A 19,228-nucleotide genomic window follows, 5' to 3' on the forward strand; every position below is an offset into this window, starting at 1 on the left:
GATAATCGCATGTCATGAGTGATCGGAGCGAAGCTGTTGACCCTGCTGGAGAAGATGGCCGACAAGGTGATTGCCAGGCGCTGAGCGTGGCGGCCGCTGAGCAGCCTGCGGTTTGACATGCAATGTCACCGCTTCATACAGATTGTCTGGGTATGCTCGCGCCCGCGATGCGCGAGTGCGCATCCCATCCAGGGAGAAAACACATGAAGCAGATCTGGTTTGCCGTCGGGTTGTCGGCGGTCGTGGCAGTCGCCCAAGCGGGACAGGATCAATCGACCCGGCTGGTGTCGGAAGGTCTGGATCGGACGACCTCGTCCGGCGCGTTCGGCACGCTGGCCGATCACGGCACCCAGTCCGGCACCGGCGCCGGCGGTGTGACCTTCAAGACCGAGTCCTGGGCTGCCACGTCGGTCAATCCCGGTGCGGTGACCGCATCGACCTTTGCCTCGTTCGACGGCCCGGGAACGGTGTCGGCCACCGCATCGGCGAGCCTCTACGATTTCGTGCGCATCGACACCGATGCCCCGTCAGAGTTCCTGAAGGTGCGCTACAGCGTGGCCATCTTCGGCGGCACGCAGAGCACCATCGAATCGCAACCCGGCAACTCGAACTTCGGTGGCGAGACCTCTTGGCTGGCGTCACAGACCTTCGGCCAGAACAGTTCGCGCGCCAACGCGTATACCTGGATCTACTACGACGGCACCACGGCCACCCAGTTTCCGTCGAGCCAACCCTCGTCGACCGTCGGCCAGGTCTTCACCTTCGAGACCATGATCCGCTCTGGCGCGCGCAGCATGATCGAACTGTCCCTGCAGAGCAGCGTCACGCTGAACTTCCTGGACTACGCCGTGTCGGGCAACGGCGGATCACTGTTCACGCAAGGGATCTACTGGGGCGGGATCTCGTCGGTCACCCGCGCCGACGGCACCCTGGTCGACTACTCGCTGACGTCCGATTCGGGCACGGACTGGACCCGGTCCTTCGCGCCGGCCGCCGCGGTGCCTGAGCCCTCTGCCGCCTGGATGGCCGTCGCCGGTATCGGCGCCTTGCTGGTGCGTCGCCGGCGCGCCAATGCGACGCAACCGGCCGGGGTCACGCCAGCCTGTTCGCCGGCCTGATCGCCCGGCGGCGCCGGGCGTTCAGCCCTTCAGCGCCGCCTCGATCTTCGCGACGTCGATCTTCTTCATCTCCATCATGGCGTTGAAGGCCCGCTTGGCCGCGGCGCGGTCGGGGCTGTTCAGCGCCTCGGACAGCACGCGCGGCGTGATCTGCCACGAGATGCCCCACTTGTCCTTGCACCAGCCGCATTCGCTTTCCTGACCGCCGTTACCGACGATCGCGCTCCACAGCCGGTCCGTCTCCGCCTGGTCATCGGTCGCGACCTGGAACGAGAAGGCCTCGCTGTGCTTGAAGGCCGGCCCGCCGTTGAGGCCGATGCAGGGAATGCCCATCACGGTGAACTCGACGACGAGCACGTCGCCCTCCGCGCCGGAGGGGTAGTCCCCCGGCGCGCGGGCGATGCGGCCCACCTTGCTGTCCGGGAAGGTCTTCTCGTAGAAGCGCGCGGCCTCTTCGGCATCGCGGTCGTACCAGACGCAGATCGTGTTCTTCGCTTGCATGAGGGTCTCCTTGGGGTGGGTGGGACATCCTATGCACGACGAGCGGTGCGCCGCATTTTCGACACGGTCCTCCGCATGAGGGACACGCGCGCTGTGCGGCGAAAGAACACACCCCGCCTGGCGCGACCTCGCGCCCTCAGATGCCTCCCGCCGACACGATGGGTCCCGTCGGCTTGCCGGTGCGGGAGCCGCCGCTCGGTTCCAGGCTGACGGCGAAGGCCTGCGTGTCGTCGAGCAGGTTCGCGCGCGTCACCGTGGTCGGCACGTCGCCCGCCGCGATCAGGCCGAGCGAGCGCGGCGCGCCGGCCTTCGGGACGGCCCAGAGCTCCAGCGCGTGAGCGGCATCGATGACCACCGGCGCCAAGGGCTTGAGCACCAGCGCCCGGCCATCCGCGGACACGCTGGCGACGAAGCCCGTCTTGACGAGCCCGACGCCCTCCGGCGTGCTGCGCAGCACCACCACGATGGGCGCCGCCTCGGGCACGGGCCGGGCCACCATCACGCCCAGCACGACCGAGGCCGCGAGGGCCACGGCGCTGAGGCCTCGCCAGAAGCGCAGCGGGCCGGAGCGACCCTGGGCGGTCGAACGCACTTCCGAAGGCGAAGTCGAAGTCGAAGTCGAAGTCGAAGTCGAAGTCGAAGTCGAAGTTGATGGTGAGGTCGATGGTGAGGTCGATGGCGATGCGGCCGACGAGGCCACGACGGACCCGCCCTCCGCCGCGCCGAAGAGGCGCGTCTGTATCGTCGTCCACACGCGTGGCGGCGGCTCGACCGGGGCCACCTGCCCCGCCAGCAGCTGCAGCCGCGCCGTCCACGCCGCCGTGGCCGCGGCGAGCGCGGGATGCGCCGGCAGCAGGCGTTCGAAACGGCGGCGCGCGCCGCCCCGCAGCGTGCCCACCGCGTAGTCGGCGGCCAGTCGCTCGGCGCGTTCCGGATGTCCGTAGTCCATCAGATCACCCGACTCATCGCGCCCAGGCGCCCGGTGGCGCGATCCAGGCAACCGCGCAGGCTCAACAGCCCGCGCCGCACCCAGCTCTTCACCGTGCCCAGCGGCTGGCTCATGTGTTCGGCCACCTCGGAATGGGAGAGCCCCTGGTAGTACGCCAGCGCCAGGCTGCTGCGCTGCTCGCCGCTGAGCTGCGACATGCAGCGCTCGAGCGCGTGGGCGCGGTTCGCGTCGTCCAGCAGGTCCAGCGGGCTGGGCTGCTCGCTCGGCATGTGGTCCAGGAGGTCGCGCTCCCCGTCGCCGCCCTCGCCGCCGTCCAGCGCGCCGAAACGGCTGATGGTCGCCGGTTGCGCGGCCCGGCGCCGCAGGCTGTCGATCGCCCGGTGCCGCGCGATCGTCGTGAGCCAGGTCAGTACCCTGCCGTGCGCGACATCGAAGCTCGGCGCCTGCCGCCAGACGGTGATGTAGATCTCCTGCAGGACTTCCTCCGCATGACCGCGGTCGCGATTGATGCGCAGCACCATGCCGAACAGCGTCGCGCTGGTGGCCCGATAGAGTTCATCGAACGCGCCGCGGTCGGACGACGCCACGCGCGCCATCAGCGCCGCGAGGCGCTCGTCGCGCTCGGCATGGGCGGACGGCGCCGCATCGGCCCGCGGATCGGGACCGGAGTCGTCGGAGGAGGTCGTCATGGCCCCTTCTACGCAGGCAATGCGCATCTGGATCAAAAAGAGGATCAAAGCGGCGTTGGCGTGGCTTCGGAACCGCTTCGAAACCGCTTCGAAACCGCTTCTGACCCGCGTCAGAAGCTGCGACGCAAGGTCACGCGCAACGTGCGCGGCTCCGCCGGATGCACGTGGCGATCGGCCACGGCGGCCAGCTCGCCCGGGAGGCGGGATTCGTAGAAGTACTCGATGTCGTTGACCCGGCGATCGAGCAGGTTGAACACGTCCAGCGTCACCTCCGTCTTCGCCCCGAAGCGCCGACTCACGCGCAGGTTGGTCGTCAGCGAGGAGCGGGACCGCACGCTGTCGTCCTCGATCAGCGGCGCGCTGCCGAGGTAACGCCATTGCAGGCTGGCCGACCACGGACCCAACTCGCGCACCGTCACGCCGAACGAGGCCACCTTGTCGACGGCATTGGGGATGCGCGCGCCGGCAGGGTCGGCATCCGAGAACCGCGCCCGCGTCCAGGCCAGGTCGGCATCGATCAGCAGCCAGGGCATCGGCACGAAGCGGTTGTTCCATTCGACGCCGTGCCGCTTGCTGGGCCGGTTGGCTTCGGTCGCGCCGGCATCGCCGACGTAGACCAGCTCGGAGTCGAAATCGAGCTTCCACAACGCCAGCGAGCTTTGCAGCCCCGGCACGATCTCGCTGCGCACGCCCAGCTCATAACCCTTGGCCTTGACCAGTCCCGGCACCGCGTCCACAGGGTCGCCGCTGCGCGGATCGACGCGCGCCGTCACGCCGCGCGCGTCGTTGCTGTGAAAGCCGCGACCGGCGTTGAGGAAGAGCTCCGTGCGCGCCCACGGCCCGAGCACCAGCGACCACTTCGGCGACGCCAGGGTCTGCCGCGCGGAGCCCGAGTTCATCGCGTTGCCGAGGCTGTCGACGCTGAACCGCGCCTGGTCCGTCCGCACGCCGACGACGGTGCGCGCCCAGGGCGTGAGCTCCACGCCGAGGTCGCCGTAGACGCTCGCGAGCGTCTCCCGCACCCGATCGTCGCGCGTCGTGCCGATCGTCGTCCGCGCCTGCGTGTCGAAGAGCCCGACCCGCGCGCGGTCCTGGCGCAACTGCACGCCGACTTCACCGCGCGCCGGCAGCCCGCCCAGCGTCGTCTCCACCGCGTGGCTGGCGCTGAAGCCGTAGATCTTGCGGTCGTCCTTCTGCGCAAACTGGTCGCCCGTCTCGGGGCGCTCCATCGCATAGGTGAAATTCGAGTAGAGCGACAGCCGATACGCCATCGCGTACGCGGCCACCCGCGTGCTGCGGCCGCCCTCGTCGCGGGACCACTCGCCCGACAGGCTGCTGCGACGCGTGCTGCCGCCGTCGCTCGGATCGATCGCATCGAAGCGGCCGAACGGCCGGCCGTCGAAGCTGCCCGCATCGATGAGACGCTGGGGCACTTGGTCGGTCGACGTCCAGTCGGCGCGGTAGTCCATCAGGCCGATGCGCCAGCGATCGCCGCCCGACGCGCCCGACAGGCTCAGCACGAGGTTGCGTCGGCTCAAGTCCTCGGGCAGCCGCCACGGACCGTCATTGCCCATCGCCTCGACGGCGCCGAGCAGTTGCACGCCCTCCGCGACACGCGTCGATCCCGCCGCCAGCGCGCGACGGTAGCGTCCTTCGCCCAGCGTCAGGGTGACGAAGGGCGCGTCGAGCTCGCTCAGGTAGTCGATGTCCGCCGACCCCGCGGCGGCGAAGTCGCCGTTGCGGGCGAAGTACGGCCCCTTGCGGTAGTCGATGCGTTCGACCAGTTCCGGGATCAGGAAGTTGAGGTCGGCATAGCCCTGCCCGTGGGCGTGGCTCGGCATGTTGACCGGCAGCCCCATCACCGTCGTCGCGAAGTCGGTGCCGTGGTCGAGGTTGAAGCCGCGCAGGAAGTACTGGTTCGCCTTCCCGTCGCCGCTGTGCTGCGTGACGATCAGGCCGGGCACGAACTCCAGCACCTCGCCGGGCCGCAGCACCGGCCGGCTCTTGAGAAGGCCCGCGCGGATCGTGCCCTGCGACGCCGCATCGCTGCTGCCGACGCCGTTGTCGTAGTGGCGCCCCTCCACCGCCACGCGTTGCAGCGCGAGGATCGGCGCGGTCGTGGTCGTGGTCGTGGTCGTGGTCGTGGTCGTGGATGCGGCGCCAGTCGCCGCATCACCGTCCGGCTCTGCAGCGCCCGCGACGCCGAGCAGGCTCACCGCCGCCAGCGTCACGGCCGCCCTTGTCATCAGTCGATCGGCTGTCATCCGCCCACTCCCAGGATCTGCACATCGAAGAGACGCTCGACCAGCCAGACGATCGCGATCAGCGCCACGATCACGGATCCCGCGCCCAGCACCCATCGCGGATAACCGCGCCAGCGCCGCGCGGCCCACGCCAGCGGCACCAGCACGGCGACGATCGCGAGTTGCCCCGCTTCCACGCCGAGGTTGAACAGCACCAGCGGCGCGGCCAGTTCGGACCGCGCGAGTCCGAGGTCCTTCAGCGCGTTCGCAAAGCCGAAGCCGTGCACCAGGCCGAAGGCGAACGTGAGCCGCCAGCGCGTCTCCACGAGCACCGGCCGCAGGTTGTTCAGCGCCGCGAGGAGCACGCTCAGCGCGATCAGGCTTTCGACCCAGCGCGACGGCGGGTTGAGCACGTCGAAGACCGCCAGCGCCAGCGTGATCGAATGCGCCACCGTGAAGGCCGTGACCACGCCGAGCACGCGCCACAGGGCCGGCCGCCACGCGGTGTCGGGACGCCACTGCCCCGCCTCGCGCCGCAGCACCGCGGGCAGCAGCAGGACGACGAGGAACAGCACATGGTCCACGCCGATCCAGATGTGATGGACGCCGTCGCGGAAGATGCCCGCCAGGCCCTGCGTCTGGCCACTGTCCGCTCCGACAGCGCCGGCCTGGCTCGCCGCGGCGTCACTCCCGGCAAGGCCTGCGGCGGTCGCGCGGTCCGGTCCGAGCGGCACGGTCATGCCCGCCGTTCCCGGCGCGACCACGGCGGTCTTCGCCGCCCCGCCCTGGCGCCAGACCAGCACGCCGCGATGCGTCGGGTCGGTCGCCGCGAACAGCCCATAGGACAAGGTGCCGACCGCCGGCGCACGCCCGCAGGTCCACGTCTGCACGAGCACCGCATAACGGCCGTCGCTGTGCTGCTCCAGCTGCAGCGGCGCGAGCGGCCCGGGTCGGCAGGCGAAGCCCTGGGTGTCACGGACCTCCAGACGCACGCTGCGATCCACCAGTGCCTCGATGTCCGCCGCCCGCGATCGCACCTCGCCCCAACGCAGCAGGCCGTCGTCGTCGGCGTCGAGGACCAGATCGCGGTCCAGGTCGCGCAGGGCGATGTCGATGCGCAGCGTCGCCGTCGTGTCCGCCACGCGCAGCTGCAGGTAGGCGTCGCTGGCCTTGTGTGCCTCGACGATCGAAGCGCCCACGACGCCCCCGAGCACGACGAACGCCACGACGACCCGTCGAAGCCACGCGCCCATCCGGGAGCCTGTCATCGCTGCCCCGTTCTTCCGAACCTCATCGATCCGGGTGATCCGAGCACCGTCGATCCGAGCCCGGTTCATTCGAACCCAGTTCATCCGAGCTCCGTTCATCCGAGCTCCTTCAGACGCCGGTCCTGCATCGACCGCTCGCGGATGAAGGCGCGAACCGGCTCCGCCGCATCCGGCCGCTTCGCCGCCCGCGCGGCGCGCAGGAGCAGCACAGCATCCGCCGGCTCGCGCTGTTGAGTCCAGTTCGTCGTGGCCTCCTTCAACGCCAGCGCCGCATCGCCCTGCACATCGAGCGCGAAGCGCGCCCGCTCCCGCGCGTGGCTGGTGTCGCCGCGCAACGCCGCCGCGTCGAAACGCTGCTGCATCTCGACCGCCGCGCGCGCGGCGCCGGCATCGCCCGCCCGCTTCCAGGCAATGGCCAGACGCAGCAGCAGCGCGTCGGGAATTTGGTCCAATGCCTCCGGCTGTCCGGCGCGCACGATGGCTGCGGCATCCCTCGGACGGCCCGCATCGAGCAGCCAATCGGCATACGCCGCGCGGACATAGAGCTCGTCGTCCAGTTGCAGCGCCCGCGCGTACAGTGGCCCGGCCGTCGCGAGCCCTTGGCGCTCGGCAAGCTCGGCACGCAGCAGGGCGATCCAGGCATGCGGCGCCCCCGGCGCGCGATCGAGCGCCGACAAGCGCTGCGTCGCGGCCGCGTCCCTGCCCTGCAGGCTGTCGAGCTCGGCCAGGCAGGCGTGTCCGTGCGACAGCGCCAGCGGCGGCGCCGCCAGTCGCTCGCACCCTTGCCTGGCTTCGTCCCAACGGCCGCGCACCTGCAGGATGCCGGCGCGCGTGAGCTCCGCCTGGGCCTGGAGCGCGGCCGGCAGTCCGCCCGCGCCGAGCAGGCGATCGAGTTCCTCCAGCGCCGCATCGAAGTCATGCCGCGCCTGCAGCACCGTCGCCTTGAGCAGGCGCGCCGCGGGCGGCGCGTCGCGATCGTTCCACCAGGGCTGCAACCACGCCTGCGCGGTGCCGAGGTCACGCGGGTCGCCGTAACGCCGGCTGCGCTCGATGGCCTCGCGCGCGGCGCGCAGCGCCAGCCCGAGGTCGCGCGGCTGCTGCGCCAGCACCCGCTGCTCGGCACGCTGGCGCGCGCGCTCAACCGCCGATCCGGCGCGCAGCGGCAGCCGCTCCACGACCTCGTCATCCTGACGAGGCGTGAAGGGCTCCGCCCACACCGCCGCGGCGAAGGGGGCCACGCACGCGAGCGCGAGGGCTCGCGCGGCCTTCAACTGACGGACACCGGTTCGTCGGTCTCGCTGGCGGGCGGCGTCGTCACGTTGTCGGCCGTCAGCGGCTCCGCGGTCTCGCTGCTCGACTGGGAGGTCGTCAGCGTGAACTGCGTGTAGGCCGCGGAGGACCCGAGCGCGCTGTCGGGCACCGACGCCGGGGTCGCATCGACCGGCCCGCCGCCGTCACCATCGCCGCCGCCGAAACAGCCGGCCACCATCGCGGCGGCGGCGATCGCCGTCAGCGCGAGCGCCGGACGACGCAGGCGCGCCACGGGGGTCCGATCGTCGTGATCGGCGGTCGTGGACGATCTCGAAGAGGATTCGCTCATGATGGTCTCCTCGTTCACTGCGTGCCGCCCAGGGGCGTGTACAGGTAGGGGAAGCCGGGCAGCAGCGGCACCACCGCCTGGTCGACCGCGTCATGCAGCTTGAACGCCGTGGCGCCCAGCGGCACCGCGGACGGCTTGCACGCCGCGCCGAAGCCCAGCGCGTCGGTGTCGCCGTTGGCCACGCACAGGCCGCCCATCACCGCCACGAGCGAGATGTCGACGATGTCGTCCTTGGGTCGACGGCCGTTGGGGTAACCCGCGTTGTCGTTGCCCTGCGCGAGCAGGTTGCCGACGATGCCCAGCCGGTTCTGCTGCGCGAAGGGCACGGCCGCGATCGACGTGTTCAACCGGAGCTCTTCCGAGGCGACCACGTTCGCGGGCTGGTTCACGCCCTTGATGCCGGTGAGGAAGGTCGTGACCAGGTCGTTGCGCGGCAGGTTGGTCGGCGCGGTCCCCGGCAGGTTGAGCACGGTGGACAGCAGCGCCGGCAGCGTCGGATGGGTCACGTAGTTGGCGAACTGCGCGTCGTCCTTCGGCCGGGAGGCGTTGAAGCGGTCCTTGTCGGGCAGGCCGATGACGACCTCGTTGACCAGCGGCATGCCCAGGCGCGAGACCTGGACCCAGGCGCCGCCGGCCTTGTCGCTGTTCTGGTGGCCGGGCTTGGGCGCGGGATCGAGGATGCGGGCCTGGCGCATGCTGGCCGAGGTCCAGCCGCCGATCACCGGCTCGGTGCCGGCGACGAGGCAGCTCTTGTGCACCTCAAGCGCGAGCGTGGTGACGTTCTTCCCGTCCAGCGTGTTGGGCGCCGCGTTGGTCTGGGCCGGGTCGGTGATGACGCCGACCGGCGCGTTGACGAGGTCGAAGATCGTGCCCAGGTTGACCGCGAACGGATCCTTGCGCTGACCCACGAAGACCTTGGCCGGCTGGGCGCAGCCGGGAATCGTGACCGAGTAGATGTGCTTGGCCGCGTAGGCCGCGTAATCGGCGATCGTCTTCTTGCCGATGTTGTCGACCGGCTTGTCGAAGGACGTCCCGCCGCCGCTGGCGTTGACGATGGCCGAGCGCGTGCCGGATCGGCGGTCGCCGCGCACGACGTCCACGGTGTAGCTCTCGTTGAGGTTGAGCGTGGCGGCCTTCACGTCGGACACGGGGCCGGACTGGATCAGCGGGATCGGCACGCTCTTGTCGCCGATGGTCAGCGCGGTGCCCTTCAGGGAGTTCTTGAACCGGAACTGGAAGGTGATGTCCTCCTTGGCGTCGCCGTTGTTGTCGACGTGGATCTCGTAGAGCGCATTCGGGTCCAGCGAGAAGTAGTTGGGGCCGCCGTACGGGTCCTGCAGCGGCAGGTAGTTGGCGATGAGCGTGACGTAGTCGGTGCGGCCGGCCTCGTAGCTCATGAACAGGTAGAAGTCGGTCGCGTCCGCCTTGGGGACGGTGGTGATGAACGGCGCCTCGCGATGGCTGGACGCGAAGGCCAGGCCGGCGCAGAGCGCGCTCGCGGCGAACAGCCCGACGCGCAGGGGCGTCGATGGGAACTGGGTCATGGAAATCTCCTCGTTGTTGAGGGAACGATGTGGTGGAGGCGGGCGCGGATCAGCGCCACCCGGGTCCCTTTACGCGGCGGGGTGCGCGTTGGATGCGCCGTCCCCGTCCGTGTCGCGGGTTTGATGTCCACCGCTGCTCCCGGAGGGCAAGGACGCGCCCTGTCAGTCCGTCATCGCGTCAGCGATGGGCGGGACAGGCCCTGCAGGTTTCCGATGAATCCAGAAGTCGACGGGCTGCGTACGCGTCGCGCGCGAGGAGCGCGGCGCGTGCCCGGTCGTTGCCTGGGCCTGCATTCATCGCCCGGGCCGAGGCCTCGGACTCTTTCGGCGCGGAGCTACCGCTTCCGCCCCGTCGCCTTCGACATCCCCTTGATCCCGCCCAGGATCAGATCGATGCCCGCGAGGAAGTCGCCGCGGTCGTCATGGTCCCGCAACTGCTCGGCCACCGATCGCGTGAACGGGTAGTCGCGCTCGTCGAGCGCGGACCACGCGTCCGCCACCTCGCCGAGGAAGTCCTCCCGATCCAGCTCGCGCGTCTGCGCCGAGAGCCGGTTCGCCGCGTTCTGTCCGCCGACGCCGAGGATGTAGTGCAGCAGCGCCGATGTCGCCGACCATTGCCCCGCAGGCGGCGCACCGAGCGCCCTCACCTGCTGTCCGATGCATTCGAGCAGACGCACCGTCGGCAGTGCGCCGGCCGAGTGGAACAGCGCCGAACCGATCCACGGGTGCTCGTCCATCGCGTCGAACATGCCGAGCGCCAGCGCGCGGATCGTGTCCTCCGGCGTCTCCGCTTCCGCATGGACGGCCATCACACCGGCGATCACGGCGTCGCAGGCGGCGACGATCAGATCGCCCTTGTTCGCGATGTGCCAGTAGATCGCGCCGGGTCCGGTCGCAAGCCGCTCCGACAGCGCGCGGAAGGTCAGGCCGCCCTCCCCGGCGCTGTCGAGCAGCTCGATCGACGCGTCGATGATGCGATCGCGCGAGAGGGAATCCTCGCGCCGTTGAGGCGCACGTGTCTTCTTGACCATGCCGCATCTTGACACAACTGGAACGTCGCTCCATCATCATGGAACGTCATTCCACACATCGGCCTGTTCCCTCCTTGTCGGGCGATGTCACTCCAGCCTGAAGGATTCCAGATGACACGCACGATCGCGATCGTCGGCGCCGGCCTCGGCGGCCTGATGCTCGCCCGGGTACTCCACGTCCACGGCATCGCCTCGACCGTCTACGAGGCCGAAGCCTCCGCCACCGCGCGCACCCAAGGCGGCATGCTCGACATCCACGATGACAGCGGCCAGATCGCCTTGAAGGCCGCGCGGCTGCATGATGGGTTCGTCCGCCTCATCCATCCGGGCGGGCAGGCGTCGCGGGTGCTCGACAGCACCGGCGCGGTGCTGCTCGACCAGCCCGACGACGGCGACGGCGGGCGGCCCGAAGTGCGCCGCGGTGAACTCCGTCGCCTGTTGCTGGACTCGCTGCCGGCAGGCACGGTGCAATGGGGTCGCAAGCTGGCATCGGTCACCGCGCTCGGCGGCGGCCGGCATGCATTGACTTTCGCCGACGGAGCCACGGCGATGACGGATCTGCTCGTCGGCGCCGATGGGGCCTGGTCGAAAGTCCGCCCCCTGCTCTCCGACGCGAAGCCCGCGTACATCGGCACGACCTTCGTCGAGACCCATCTGTCCGATGCGGATGTCCGCCATCCCGCAAGCGCGCAGGCGGTCGGCGGCGGTGCCCTCTTCGCGATGGTGCCAGGCAAGGGCCTCTTCGCCCACCGCGAGCCGGACGGCGTGCTGCACACGTATGTGGCGCTGCGCAAGCCGATGGCCTGGGTCTCCGAGATCGAAGCCGCCGAGCCCGCCGCCGCACGGCATCGCGTGGCCGCAGAGTTCGAGGGCTGGGATCGGGCGCTCACCGCGCTCATCACTGACGGCGAGACGGATCCGGTGCTGCGGCCGATCCATGCGCTGCCCTCGGATCATCGATGGGCACGCCTCCCCGGCGTGACGCTGCTCGGCGACGCGGCGCATCTGATGGCCCCGGCGGGCGATGGCGCGAATCTCGCCATGCTCGACGGCGCCGAGCTCGGTGCGTCGATCGCCGGGCATTCCGGCGATCTCGAAGCGGCGCTCGCGGCCTATGAGGAGAAGCTCTTCCCCCGCAGCGCCGCGGCGGCGGCGGGAGCAGTCGAGGTGCTCGACGCCTGCCTCGGCGACGAGGCGCCGCACAGCCTGGTGCGCTTCTTCGACCAGGCTCAGTTGGCCGCCCGGCGGTGAAGCGTCAACGGGTGGTGTCGGTGTTCACCGGGACGGCCCGCTCAAGCATGGCGTGCAGCAGCACATTGCAGCCCGCCGTGATGTGCTCGGGCTTGGCATCCTCGATCTCGTTGTGGCTGATGCCGTCCTTGCAGGGGATGAAGATCATGCCCGTCGGCGCGAGTCTCGACATGTAGACGGCGTCGTGCCCCGCGCCGGAGACCGTGGGCATGCTGGAATAACCGAGCTGTTCAGCGGCACGCGCCACGGCATTGATGCAATCCTGGTGGAAGCCGATGGCCGAGTAGCTCGACACCATCTCGAGCTTCACCTCCACGCCGTGCTCCGACGCCACCTGCGCGGCGAAGGACTTCACCTCCTCGACCATCTGGTCGACCAGCGCGTCCGTCGCATTGCGCAGGTCGATGCTGAACTTCACCTGGCCCGGGATCACATTGCGACTGTTCGGAAAGACCTGCACCATGCCGACGGTGCCGCGGCCGTGCGGCGGATGGCGGTGCGCGGCATTCACCACGTCCTGCATGATGCGCGTGGCGGCCAGGAGCGCATCCTTGCGCAGCGCCATCGGCGTGGGGCCGGCGTGCGCCTCCATGCCGGTGACGGTGCAGTCGAACCAGCGGATGCCCAGCACGCCCTGCACCACGCCGATGGTCTTGTCGTTGTCCTCCAGCACCGGCCCCTGCTCGATGTGGGTCTCGAAGTAGGCGCCCATCGGATGGTCGCCGGGTTCCTGCTCGCCGATGTAGCCGATGCGCTCAAGCTCGCCGCGCACGGTCTTGCCTTCGATGTCGGTGGCGGCGTACGCATGGTCGAGCGTGAACGCCTTGGCGAACACGCCCGAGCCCATCATGACGGGCACGAAGCGGGAGCCCTCCTCGTTCGTCCAGAAGGCGACCTCGATCGGCGTCTCGGTCTCGATGCCGTGGTCATTGAGCGTCCGCACCACCTCCAGCCCGGCCAGCACCCCGTAGTTGCCGTCGAACTTCCCGCCCGTGGGCTGCGTGTCGATGTGACTGCCGGTCATGATGGGCGCCAGCGCATTGTTGCGGCCTGGACGGCGCATGAAGGCGTTGCCGATCTTGTCGATGGTGACCGTCATGCCGGCCTCTCGCGCCCAGCGGAGGACCAGGTCGCGGCCGTCCCGGTCGAAGTCGGTCAGCGTCAGGCGGCACACGCCGCCCTTGGGCGTGGCGCCGATCTTCGCGAGCGCCATCAGCGACTCCCAGAGGCGCTCGCCGTTGACGCGCAGCGCGTCCAGTCGGGTGGGTGTCTTCATGTCCATCGCAAGCCCCCTTTTCATCGCACCACGGCAGTCGGCGCGAGATCCTGCGAGCGCGCCTGCACGGCCTTGAAGTTGGGACCGAAGGGAGGGCGCTTGAGGTAGCGGCCCTTCCCCTGCTCGGCCCGCAGATCGCCGTTCGCGTAGACGAGCCGGCCCTGGGAGATCGTGTGACTCGGCACGCCGCGCACCGTGCGGCCCTCGAAGATGTTGAAGTCGTTGCGGCTGTGGTGGGTCTTGGCGGAGAGCGTCTTCGTGCCCTGCGGGTCCCAGAGCACGAGGTCGGCATCGGCGCCTTCCGCGATCACGCCCTTTTGCGGATAGAGGTTGAACAGCCTGGCGCAGTTGGTCGAGGTGATCGCGACGAATTCGCTCGGCGTGAGCCGGCCGGTGTTGACGCCCGCATCCCAGATCACGGCCATGCGTTCCTCGATGCCGCCGCAACCGTTGGGGATCCTGGCGAAGTTGTCCTTGCCCGCGGCCTTCTGCCCGGCGCAGAAGGTGCAGTGGTCCGTCGCCGTGGTGTGGAGCTGGCCGCTCTGCAGGCCGCGCCAGAGGAACTCCTGATGGATCTTGGGCCGGAACGGCGGACTCATCACATAGGCCGCGGCGGTGGCGAAATCCGGGTGCCGGTAGACGCTGTCGTCGATCAGCAGATGACCCGCCAACACCTCGCCGTAGACGCGCTGACCGCGCGCACGAGCGCGGGCGATGGCCTCGGCGGCCTCGATGCAGGAGACATGGACGATGTAGATCGGCACCCCGAGCACATCGGCGATCGCGATGGCGCGGTTGGCGGCTTCGCCCTCGACCATCGGCGGGCGCGAGAGCGGGTGCCCCTCGGGCCCGGTGATGCCCATCTTGGCCACCTCCTGCTGGAGCAGGTAGACGAGTTCGCCGTTCTCGGCGTGCACGGTGGGCATGGCGCCAAGCTCCAGCGCCCGGCGAAAGCTGTTCACCAGCGTCTCGTCGTCGCACATGATGGCGTTCTTGTAGGCCATGAAGTGCTTGAAGCTGTTGATGCCCTCCTCGGCCACGAGCCGGCCCATGTCGGCATGCACGCTCTCGCTCCACCAGGTGACGGCCACGTGGAAGCCATAGTCGGCGGCGGACTTCCCGGCCCATTCGCGCCATTGCCGGTAGGCCTCCATCAGGGGCTGCTGCGGATTGGGGATGACGAAGTCGATGATGCTGGTGGTGCCGCCGGCCAGGCCCGCGGCCGTGCCACTGAAGAAGTCGTCCTGCGTCACCGTGCCCATGAAGGGCAGCTGCATGTGGGTGTGTGGATCGATGCCGCCGGGCAGCAGGTACTGGCCAGCACCGTCGAGCCGCTCGCAGCCGGACGGGGCTTCGCGCGCGGCGGCGGCGCCCACGGCGGCGATGCGGCCCTCCACGCAGAGCACGTCGGCCCGGGTTTCGCAGTCGGCGTTGACCACGGTCGCGCCGTGGATGAGCAAGGCGTTGTTCATCTCGACATCTCCTCAGGCATTGGCCGGTACCGGCGTTGCGCGCGCGCCCATGGCCACGCGATAGACCACCGCCGCGATCGCCATGCCGACGAACCAGGCGTAGGTGTAGATCAGCTTGAAGGGCTCCGCCACGTCGCCGAACCGCGCCGGCAGCGCCGCGTTCAGGAAGCCCGGGAGATTGGGCAGGACGCCGAGCACGAAGGCCAGCAGCGCGGCCCGGTTCCAGCCCGAGCCGTAGCTGTAGCACCCGCCCTCGCGGTACAGGTCGTCGACCTGCAGCTCGGTGCGCCGGATCAGGTAGTAGTCGACGATCAGGATGCCGGCCACCGGACCGAGCAGCGCCGAGTAGCCGATCAGCCAGGTGAAGATGTAGCCCTGCGTCGACTCGAGGATCTTCCAGGGCATCATGGCCAGCGCCAGACCGGCGGTGATGAAGCCGCCGGTGCGGTACGAGATTCGCCGAGGCGCCAGCGCCGAGAAGTCGAAGGCCGGGCCGACGAGGTTGGCCGCGAGGTTCACGCTCACGGTGTCGATCAGCAGCACGATCAGCGCGATCAGCACGGCTGCGCCGGTCATGCGGCTGGCCAGGTCCACCGGGTCCCAGATCGCCTTGCCGAAGATGACCACCGTGGCCGAGGTCACGATCACCGCCAGCGCGGCGAGCAGGCCCATGGGCGCCGGCAGGCCGATGGCCTGGCCGACGAACTGGTCGCGCTGCGATCTGGCGAAGCGCGTGAAGTCGGGGATGTTCAGCGCCAGCGTGGCCCAGAAACCGACCATGGCCGTGAGCGAGGGCCAGAACACGGCCCAGAACTGCCCGGCCTTCCTGCCGCCCTCGACGAACTGCGAGGGCTGGTCGAGGATCGGTCCGAAGCCGCCCGCACGCTGCCACGCCCAGCCCAGCAGCACGAAGCAGATCGCGATCTTGATCGGCGCCGTGTAGGTCTCCAGCTTGCGGATCGATTCGATGCCGTGGACGATGAAGTAGAACTGCAGCCCCCAGAACGCCAGGAAGCACACGAGCTGTCCGGCCGTGATGCCCAGGCCCGGCAACGGGTCGGCGTCGAGCGGGCGGCCCAGGATCGTGCCGATGAGCGTGTAGATCATCATGCCGCCGAACCAGGTCTGGATCCCGTACCAGCCGCAGGCCACCAGGGCCCGCAGCAGCGCCGGCAGCCGCGCGCCGCGCGTGCCGAAGGACGCCCGGGCCAGCACCGCGTACGGGATGCCGTGCTTGGCACCCGCGTGGCCGATCAGCAGCATCGGGATCAGCACGATGAAGTTGCCGAGAAACACGGTCAGCACGGCCTGCCGCCAGGACATGCCGGCCTCGATCAGTCCCGCCGCCAGCGTGTAGGCGGGAATGCACATCACCATGCCCACCCACAGCGCGGCGAAGTGGTACCAGCGCCAGGTGCGCTGCTCCGGCCGGGTGGGCGCCAGGTCGGCGTTGGACAGCTGATCGTTGCCCGGCGTGCTCATGCGGCCCCCTGCACGGTCTCGGGCGCGCTCGCACAGTGGCTGCGCGGGTTGTTCGGGTGCGTCGTCCAGTTGGCGTAGGTACCGGTGACCGGCTGGCCGGTACGACGATCGATCTCGCCGGGCTTGAGCGCGCGCATCGTGATCGTGTCGGGCACCGGGCAGATGGAGACGCACAGGTTGCAGCCCACGCACTCCTCGTCCTTGACCTCGAAGTGGCGCCTGCCGTCCTTCGTCGCGCTGATCGCCTGGTGCGAGGTGTCTTCGCAGACCACATGGCAGCGACCGCACTGGATGCAGCTGTCCTGGTTGATGACGGCCTTCTCCACGTGGTTGAGGTTCAGCGCGTTCCAGTCCTTCACCGTCGGCGTGGCGCGGCCCCGCAGTTCCTCCACGGATCGCATGCCGCGCGAATCGAGGTAGTTGGACAGCCCGTCGCACAGGTCCTGCACGATCTTGAAGCCGTAGACCATGGCCGCGGTGCAGACCTGCACATTGCCGGCGCCCAGGGCGATGAACTCCGCCGCGTCCCGCCAGGTGGTGATGCCGCCGATGCCGGAGATGGGCAGGCCGGCCGTCAGCGGATCGCGGGCGATCTCGGCCACCATGTTCAGCGCGATGGGCTTGACCGCCGGGCCGCAGTAGCCGCCGTGCGAGCCCCAGCCGTCGGTGCTGGGCAGCATGGCGAGACGATCCAGGTCCACGCCCATGATGGAGTTGATCGTGTTGATCAGGCTGACGGCATCCGCGCCGCCCGCCTTGGCCGCGCGCGCCGGGTGGCGCACGTCGGTGATGTTGGGCGTGAGCTTCACGATGGTGGGCAGTCGGGAGTAGTGCTTGCACCACTCGGCAATGCGCTGGATGTACTCGGGCACCTGGCCGACGGCCGCGCCCATGCCGCGCTCGCTCATGCCGTGCGGGCAGCCGAAGTTGAGCTCGATCCCGTCGGCGCCCACGTCTTCCACCATAGGCAGGATGCGCTTCCAGGCCATCTCGTCCACGGGCACCATCAGCGAGACGACCATGGCACGGTCCGGCCAGGCGCGCTTGACGCGGGCGATCTCCTCGAGGTTGGTGCGCAGCGGCCGGTCGGTGATCAGCTCGATGTTGTTCAGGCCGATGACACGGCGGTCCTGCGACATCAGCGTGGCGTAGCGCGGGCCGCTCACGTTGACCACGGGCGGATCCTCGCCCAGCGTCTTCCACACCACGCCGCCCCAGCCGGCTTCGAACGCGCGGGTGACGTTGATCTCCTTGTCGGTCGGCGGCGCGGACGCCAGCCAGAACGGGTTGGGGCTCTTGATGCCCGCGAAAGTGGTGGTGAGATCAGCCACGGTGGACCTCCTGGGGGCGTGCCTCGGAACTGCCGGCCGCGTCGCGCAGCGCGGCGTCGATGGACACGGCCGCGCGCTTGCCGTGCTCGACGGCTTCCACCGTCAGATCGCGGCCGCCGTGGCGGCAATCGCCGCCGGCCCAGACCCGCGGGTGGCTGGTGCGCCCGTCGTCGTCCGTGCCGATGCGTCCGCCGTTGAGCGTGATCGCGGCGCCGACGGGCTCCGCGACGAAGGTCTGGCCGATGGCCTTGAGCACCATGTCGGCGGCGAGCGTGAAGACCTCGCCGGTCTCCACGAGCTGGCCGCCCTGCTCCGCCGTGGCGGCAAAGCGCACGCCGATGACCCGCCCGCTGTCGCCCAGCACCGCCGTGGGCTTCGCCCAATGACGCACCGTGACACCGTTGGTCTGCGCCCAACGCACCTCGACGTCGGAGGCCGAGAGCGACTCCGGCCCGCGCCGGTAGACCATCGTCACTTCTTCGGCGCCCAGCAGACGGGCCTGCACCGCCGCGTCCACCGCCGTCATGCCGCCCCCGATGACGACGACGCGCCGGCCGACCGGCACCTGCGCGGGATCGCTCTGGCGCAGCTCGGCGATGAAGTCCACCGCGGCGCGCAGGCCGTCCAGCTGCGGCTCCTCGATGCCCAGCGCGTTCACCCCCGCCAGGCCCATGCCGAGGAAGACCGCGTCGAAGCCCGCGAGCAGCTCGTCGAGCGTGAAGTCACGGCCGAGCTGCTGTCCGCAGCGCGGCTCGATGCCACCGATGGACAGCAGCCAGTCGATCTCCTGTTGCGCGAAGTCGCCCACCGTCTTGTACGTGGCCAGGCCGTACTCGTTGAGTCCGCCCAGCTTGGGCTGGGCGTCGAAGAGCACCACCTCGTGGCCGCGTCGCGCCAGGCCGTGCGCGCAGGCCAGGCCTGCCGGACCCGCGCCGACGACGGCCACGCGCCGGCCGGTCGCGGCGGCGCGCGTGAACAGCGGCGCGCCGGGCGCCGAGAAGTGAGCATCCGTCGCGTAGCGCTGCAGGCTGCCGATCTCCACCGGCTTGTCCTCGTTCCTGTCTCGCACGCAGGCCTGCTCGCACAGGACCTCGGTCGGACAGACCCGCGCGCACAGGCCGCCCAGCGGGTTGGCCTCCAGGATGGCGCGCGCCGCGCCGCGGAGGTTGTCCTGCGCGATGCGCTGGATGAAGGTCGGGATGTCGATGCCGGTGGGACAGGCCGCGATGCAGGGCGCATCGAAGCAGTAGTAGCAGCGCTCGGCCTCGATCAGCGCCTGCACGCGGGTCAGCGCGGGGTGGGCGTCGCCGAAGTTGCGGGCGTAGGCGGCGGCATCGAGCCGTCCGGCGCGGATCCCGCCCGGAGGGCTGTCGTCCGATGTGTGTGGCGATGGCACGTTCGTCATCTCGACCTCATCCGTTGGCGGTCAGTACGGCGGCGATATTTACTGAGAAGTAAAAAATTGACCATCGC

Annotated in this window: 16 protein-coding genes; 2 read left to right on the forward strand and 14 right to left on the reverse strand. The window is 69.8% G+C overall.

Annotation, left to right across the window (positions count from 1 at the left end; all coding sequences use genetic code 11):
* The first annotated feature begins 152 nt into the window (after positions 1-152).
* Entirely contained in the window at positions 153-1,118 is a 966-nt protein-coding gene (locus ACQ4L4_RS09050; RefSeq protein WP_431103908.1) for a VPLPA-CTERM sorting domain-containing protein, read from the forward strand.
* 21 nt (positions 1,119-1,139) lie between these two features.
* On the opposite strand, the gene ACQ4L4_RS09055 is transcribed toward ACQ4L4_RS09050, so the two are convergent.
* From ACQ4L4_RS09055 to ACQ4L4_RS09095, 9 genes are all read right to left on the reverse strand, one after another.
* Positions 1,140-1,619, reverse strand: coding sequence for a VOC family protein (locus ACQ4L4_RS09055; RefSeq protein ID WP_431103909.1), 480 nt, complete (start codon positions 1,617-1,619; stop codon positions 1,140-1,142).
* Positions 1,620-1,755: 136 nt separating this feature from the next.
* Positions 1,756-2,568, reverse strand: a complete 813-nt coding sequence (locus ACQ4L4_RS09060; RefSeq protein WP_431103910.1) for an anti-sigma factor — start codon at positions 2,566-2,568, stop codon at positions 1,756-1,758.
* Positions 2,568-3,257: a sigma-70 family RNA polymerase sigma factor gene (locus ACQ4L4_RS09065; protein WP_431103911.1), complete on the reverse strand. Its 690-nt coding sequence runs from the start codon at positions 3,255-3,257 to the stop codon at positions 2,568-2,570. Before ACQ4L4_RS09065 ends, ACQ4L4_RS09060 begins: the two co-directional genes overlap by 1 nt.
* A 110-nt stretch (positions 3,258-3,367) precedes the next feature.
* Positions 3,368-5,521, reverse strand: a complete 2,154-nt coding sequence (locus tag ACQ4L4_RS09070) for a TonB-dependent receptor (RefSeq protein WP_431103912.1) — start codon at positions 5,519-5,521, stop codon at positions 3,368-3,370.
* The gene (locus ACQ4L4_RS09075) at positions 5,518-6,768 is read right to left on the reverse strand and encodes a HupE/UreJ family protein (RefSeq protein WP_431103913.1); all 1,251 of its coding nucleotides are present in this window, start codon (positions 6,766-6,768) and stop codon (positions 5,518-5,520) included. Before ACQ4L4_RS09075 ends, ACQ4L4_RS09070 begins: the two co-directional genes overlap by 4 nt.
* Before the next feature lie 95 nt (positions 6,769-6,863).
* A complete protein-coding gene (locus ACQ4L4_RS09080; RefSeq protein ID WP_431103914.1) occupies positions 6,864-8,006 on the reverse strand; it encodes a hypothetical protein in 1,143 nt (380 codons plus the stop codon).
* Between the two features lie 29 nt (positions 8,007-8,035).
* A complete protein-coding gene (locus tag ACQ4L4_RS09085; RefSeq protein WP_431103915.1) occupies positions 8,036-8,368 on the reverse strand; it encodes a hypothetical protein in 333 nt (110 codons plus the stop codon).
* A gap of 14 nt (positions 8,369-8,382) precedes the next feature.
* Positions 8,383-9,912, reverse strand: a complete 1,530-nt coding sequence (locus ACQ4L4_RS09090) for a DUF4331 domain-containing protein (RefSeq protein WP_431103916.1) — start codon at positions 9,910-9,912, stop codon at positions 8,383-8,385.
* A 335-nt stretch (positions 9,913-10,247) separates the two neighbouring features.
* A complete protein-coding gene (locus ACQ4L4_RS09095) occupies positions 10,248-10,943 on the reverse strand; it encodes a TetR/AcrR family transcriptional regulator (RefSeq protein ID WP_431103917.1) in 696 nt (231 codons plus the stop codon).
* A 111-nt stretch (positions 10,944-11,054) separates the two neighbouring features.
* On the opposite strand from ACQ4L4_RS09095, the gene ACQ4L4_RS09100 reads away from it, so the two are divergent.
* The gene (locus ACQ4L4_RS09100) at positions 11,055-12,194 is read left to right on the forward strand and encodes an FAD-dependent oxidoreductase (RefSeq protein WP_431103918.1); all 1,140 of its coding nucleotides are present in this window, start codon (positions 11,055-11,057) and stop codon (positions 12,192-12,194) included.
* A 4-nt stretch (positions 12,195-12,198) separates the two neighbouring features.
* Here the strand turns inward: ACQ4L4_RS09100 and ACQ4L4_RS09105 are convergent, their stop codons facing one another.
* Genes ACQ4L4_RS09105 through ACQ4L4_RS09125 form a run of 5 tightly spaced genes read right to left on the reverse strand, consistent with a single transcriptional unit; the run spans position 12,199 to position 19,160 of the window.
* Positions 12,199-13,476, reverse strand: coding sequence for a Zn-dependent hydrolase (locus ACQ4L4_RS09105; RefSeq protein WP_431103919.1), 1,278 nt, complete (start codon positions 13,474-13,476; stop codon positions 12,199-12,201).
* Between the two features lie 14 nt (positions 13,477-13,490).
* Entirely contained in the window at positions 13,491-14,942 is a 1,452-nt protein-coding gene (gene hydA, locus ACQ4L4_RS09110) for a dihydropyrimidinase (protein WP_431103920.1), read from the reverse strand.
* 12 nt (positions 14,943-14,954) lie between these two features.
* Positions 14,955-16,424, reverse strand: a complete 1,470-nt coding sequence (locus ACQ4L4_RS09115) for an NCS1 family nucleobase:cation symporter-1 (RefSeq protein WP_431103921.1) — start codon at positions 16,422-16,424, stop codon at positions 14,955-14,957.
* The gene (preA, locus tag ACQ4L4_RS09120) at positions 16,421-17,755 is read right to left on the reverse strand and encodes an NAD-dependent dihydropyrimidine dehydrogenase subunit PreA (protein ID WP_431103922.1); all 1,335 of its coding nucleotides are present in this window, start codon (positions 17,753-17,755) and stop codon (positions 16,421-16,423) included. Before preA ends, ACQ4L4_RS09115 begins: the two co-directional genes overlap by 4 nt.
* Positions 17,748-19,160 (reverse strand): NAD(P)-dependent oxidoreductase, encoded by a 1,413-nt coding sequence (locus tag ACQ4L4_RS09125; RefSeq protein ID WP_431103923.1) that lies wholly within the window; start codon positions 19,158-19,160, stop codon positions 17,748-17,750. Before ACQ4L4_RS09125 ends, preA begins: the two co-directional genes overlap by 8 nt.
* Between the last annotated feature and the right edge of the window lie 68 nt (positions 19,161-19,228).

The organism is Roseateles noduli, from assembly GCF_050626985.1.
GTDB classification, from domain to species: Bacteria; Pseudomonadota; Gammaproteobacteria; order Burkholderiales; family Burkholderiaceae_C; genus Roseateles; species Roseateles noduli_A.

Bases quoted from the DNA above. Each gene is read 5' to 3' on its own strand.
- ACQ4L4_RS09070 (WP_431103912.1), bottom strand. From the start codon at position 5,521: ATGACAGCCGATCGACTGATGACAAGGGCGGCCGTGACGCTGGCGGCG.
- ACQ4L4_RS09115 (WP_431103921.1), bottom strand. From the start codon at position 16,424: ATGAGCACGCCGGGCAACGATCAGCTGTCCAACGCCGACCTGGCGCCC.
- ACQ4L4_RS09095 (WP_431103917.1), bottom strand. From the start codon at position 10,943: ATGGTCAAGAAGACACGTGCGCCTCAACGGCGCGAGGATTCCCTCTCG.
- ACQ4L4_RS09085 (WP_431103915.1), bottom strand. From the start codon at position 8,368: ATGAGCGAATCCTCTTCGAGATCGTCCACGACCGCCGATCACGACGAT.
- ACQ4L4_RS09100 (WP_431103918.1), top strand. From the start codon at position 11,055: ATGACACGCACGATCGCGATCGTCGGCGCCGGCCTCGGCGGCCTGATG.
- ACQ4L4_RS09090 (WP_431103916.1), bottom strand. From the start codon at position 9,912: ATGACCCAGTTCCCATCGACGCCCCTGCGCGTCGGGCTGTTCGCCGCG.
- ACQ4L4_RS09105 (WP_431103919.1), bottom strand. From the start codon at position 13,476: ATGGACATGAAGACACCCACCCGACTGGACGCGCTGCGCGTCAACGGC.
- ACQ4L4_RS09075 (WP_431103913.1), bottom strand. From the start codon at position 6,768: ATGACAGGCTCCCGGATGGGCGCGTGGCTTCGACGGGTCGTCGTGGCG.
- ACQ4L4_RS09065 (WP_431103911.1), bottom strand. From the start codon at position 3,257: ATGACGACCTCCTCCGACGACTCCGGTCCCGATCCGCGGGCCGATGCG.
- ACQ4L4_RS09055 (WP_431103909.1), bottom strand. From the start codon at position 1,619: ATGCAAGCGAAGAACACGATCTGCGTCTGGTACGACCGCGATGCCGAA.
- hydA (WP_431103920.1), bottom strand. From the start codon at position 14,942: ATGAACAACGCCTTGCTCATCCACGGCGCGACCGTGGTCAACGCCGAC.
- ACQ4L4_RS09060 (WP_431103910.1), bottom strand. From the start codon at position 2,568: ATGGACTACGGACATCCGGAACGCGCCGAGCGACTGGCCGCCGACTAC.
- ACQ4L4_RS09125 (WP_431103923.1), bottom strand. From the start codon at position 19,160: ATGACGAACGTGCCATCGCCACACACATCGGACGACAGCCCTCCGGGC.
- ACQ4L4_RS09050 (WP_431103908.1), top strand. From the start codon at position 153: ATGCTCGCGCCCGCGATGCGCGAGTGCGCATCCCATCCAGGGAGAAAA.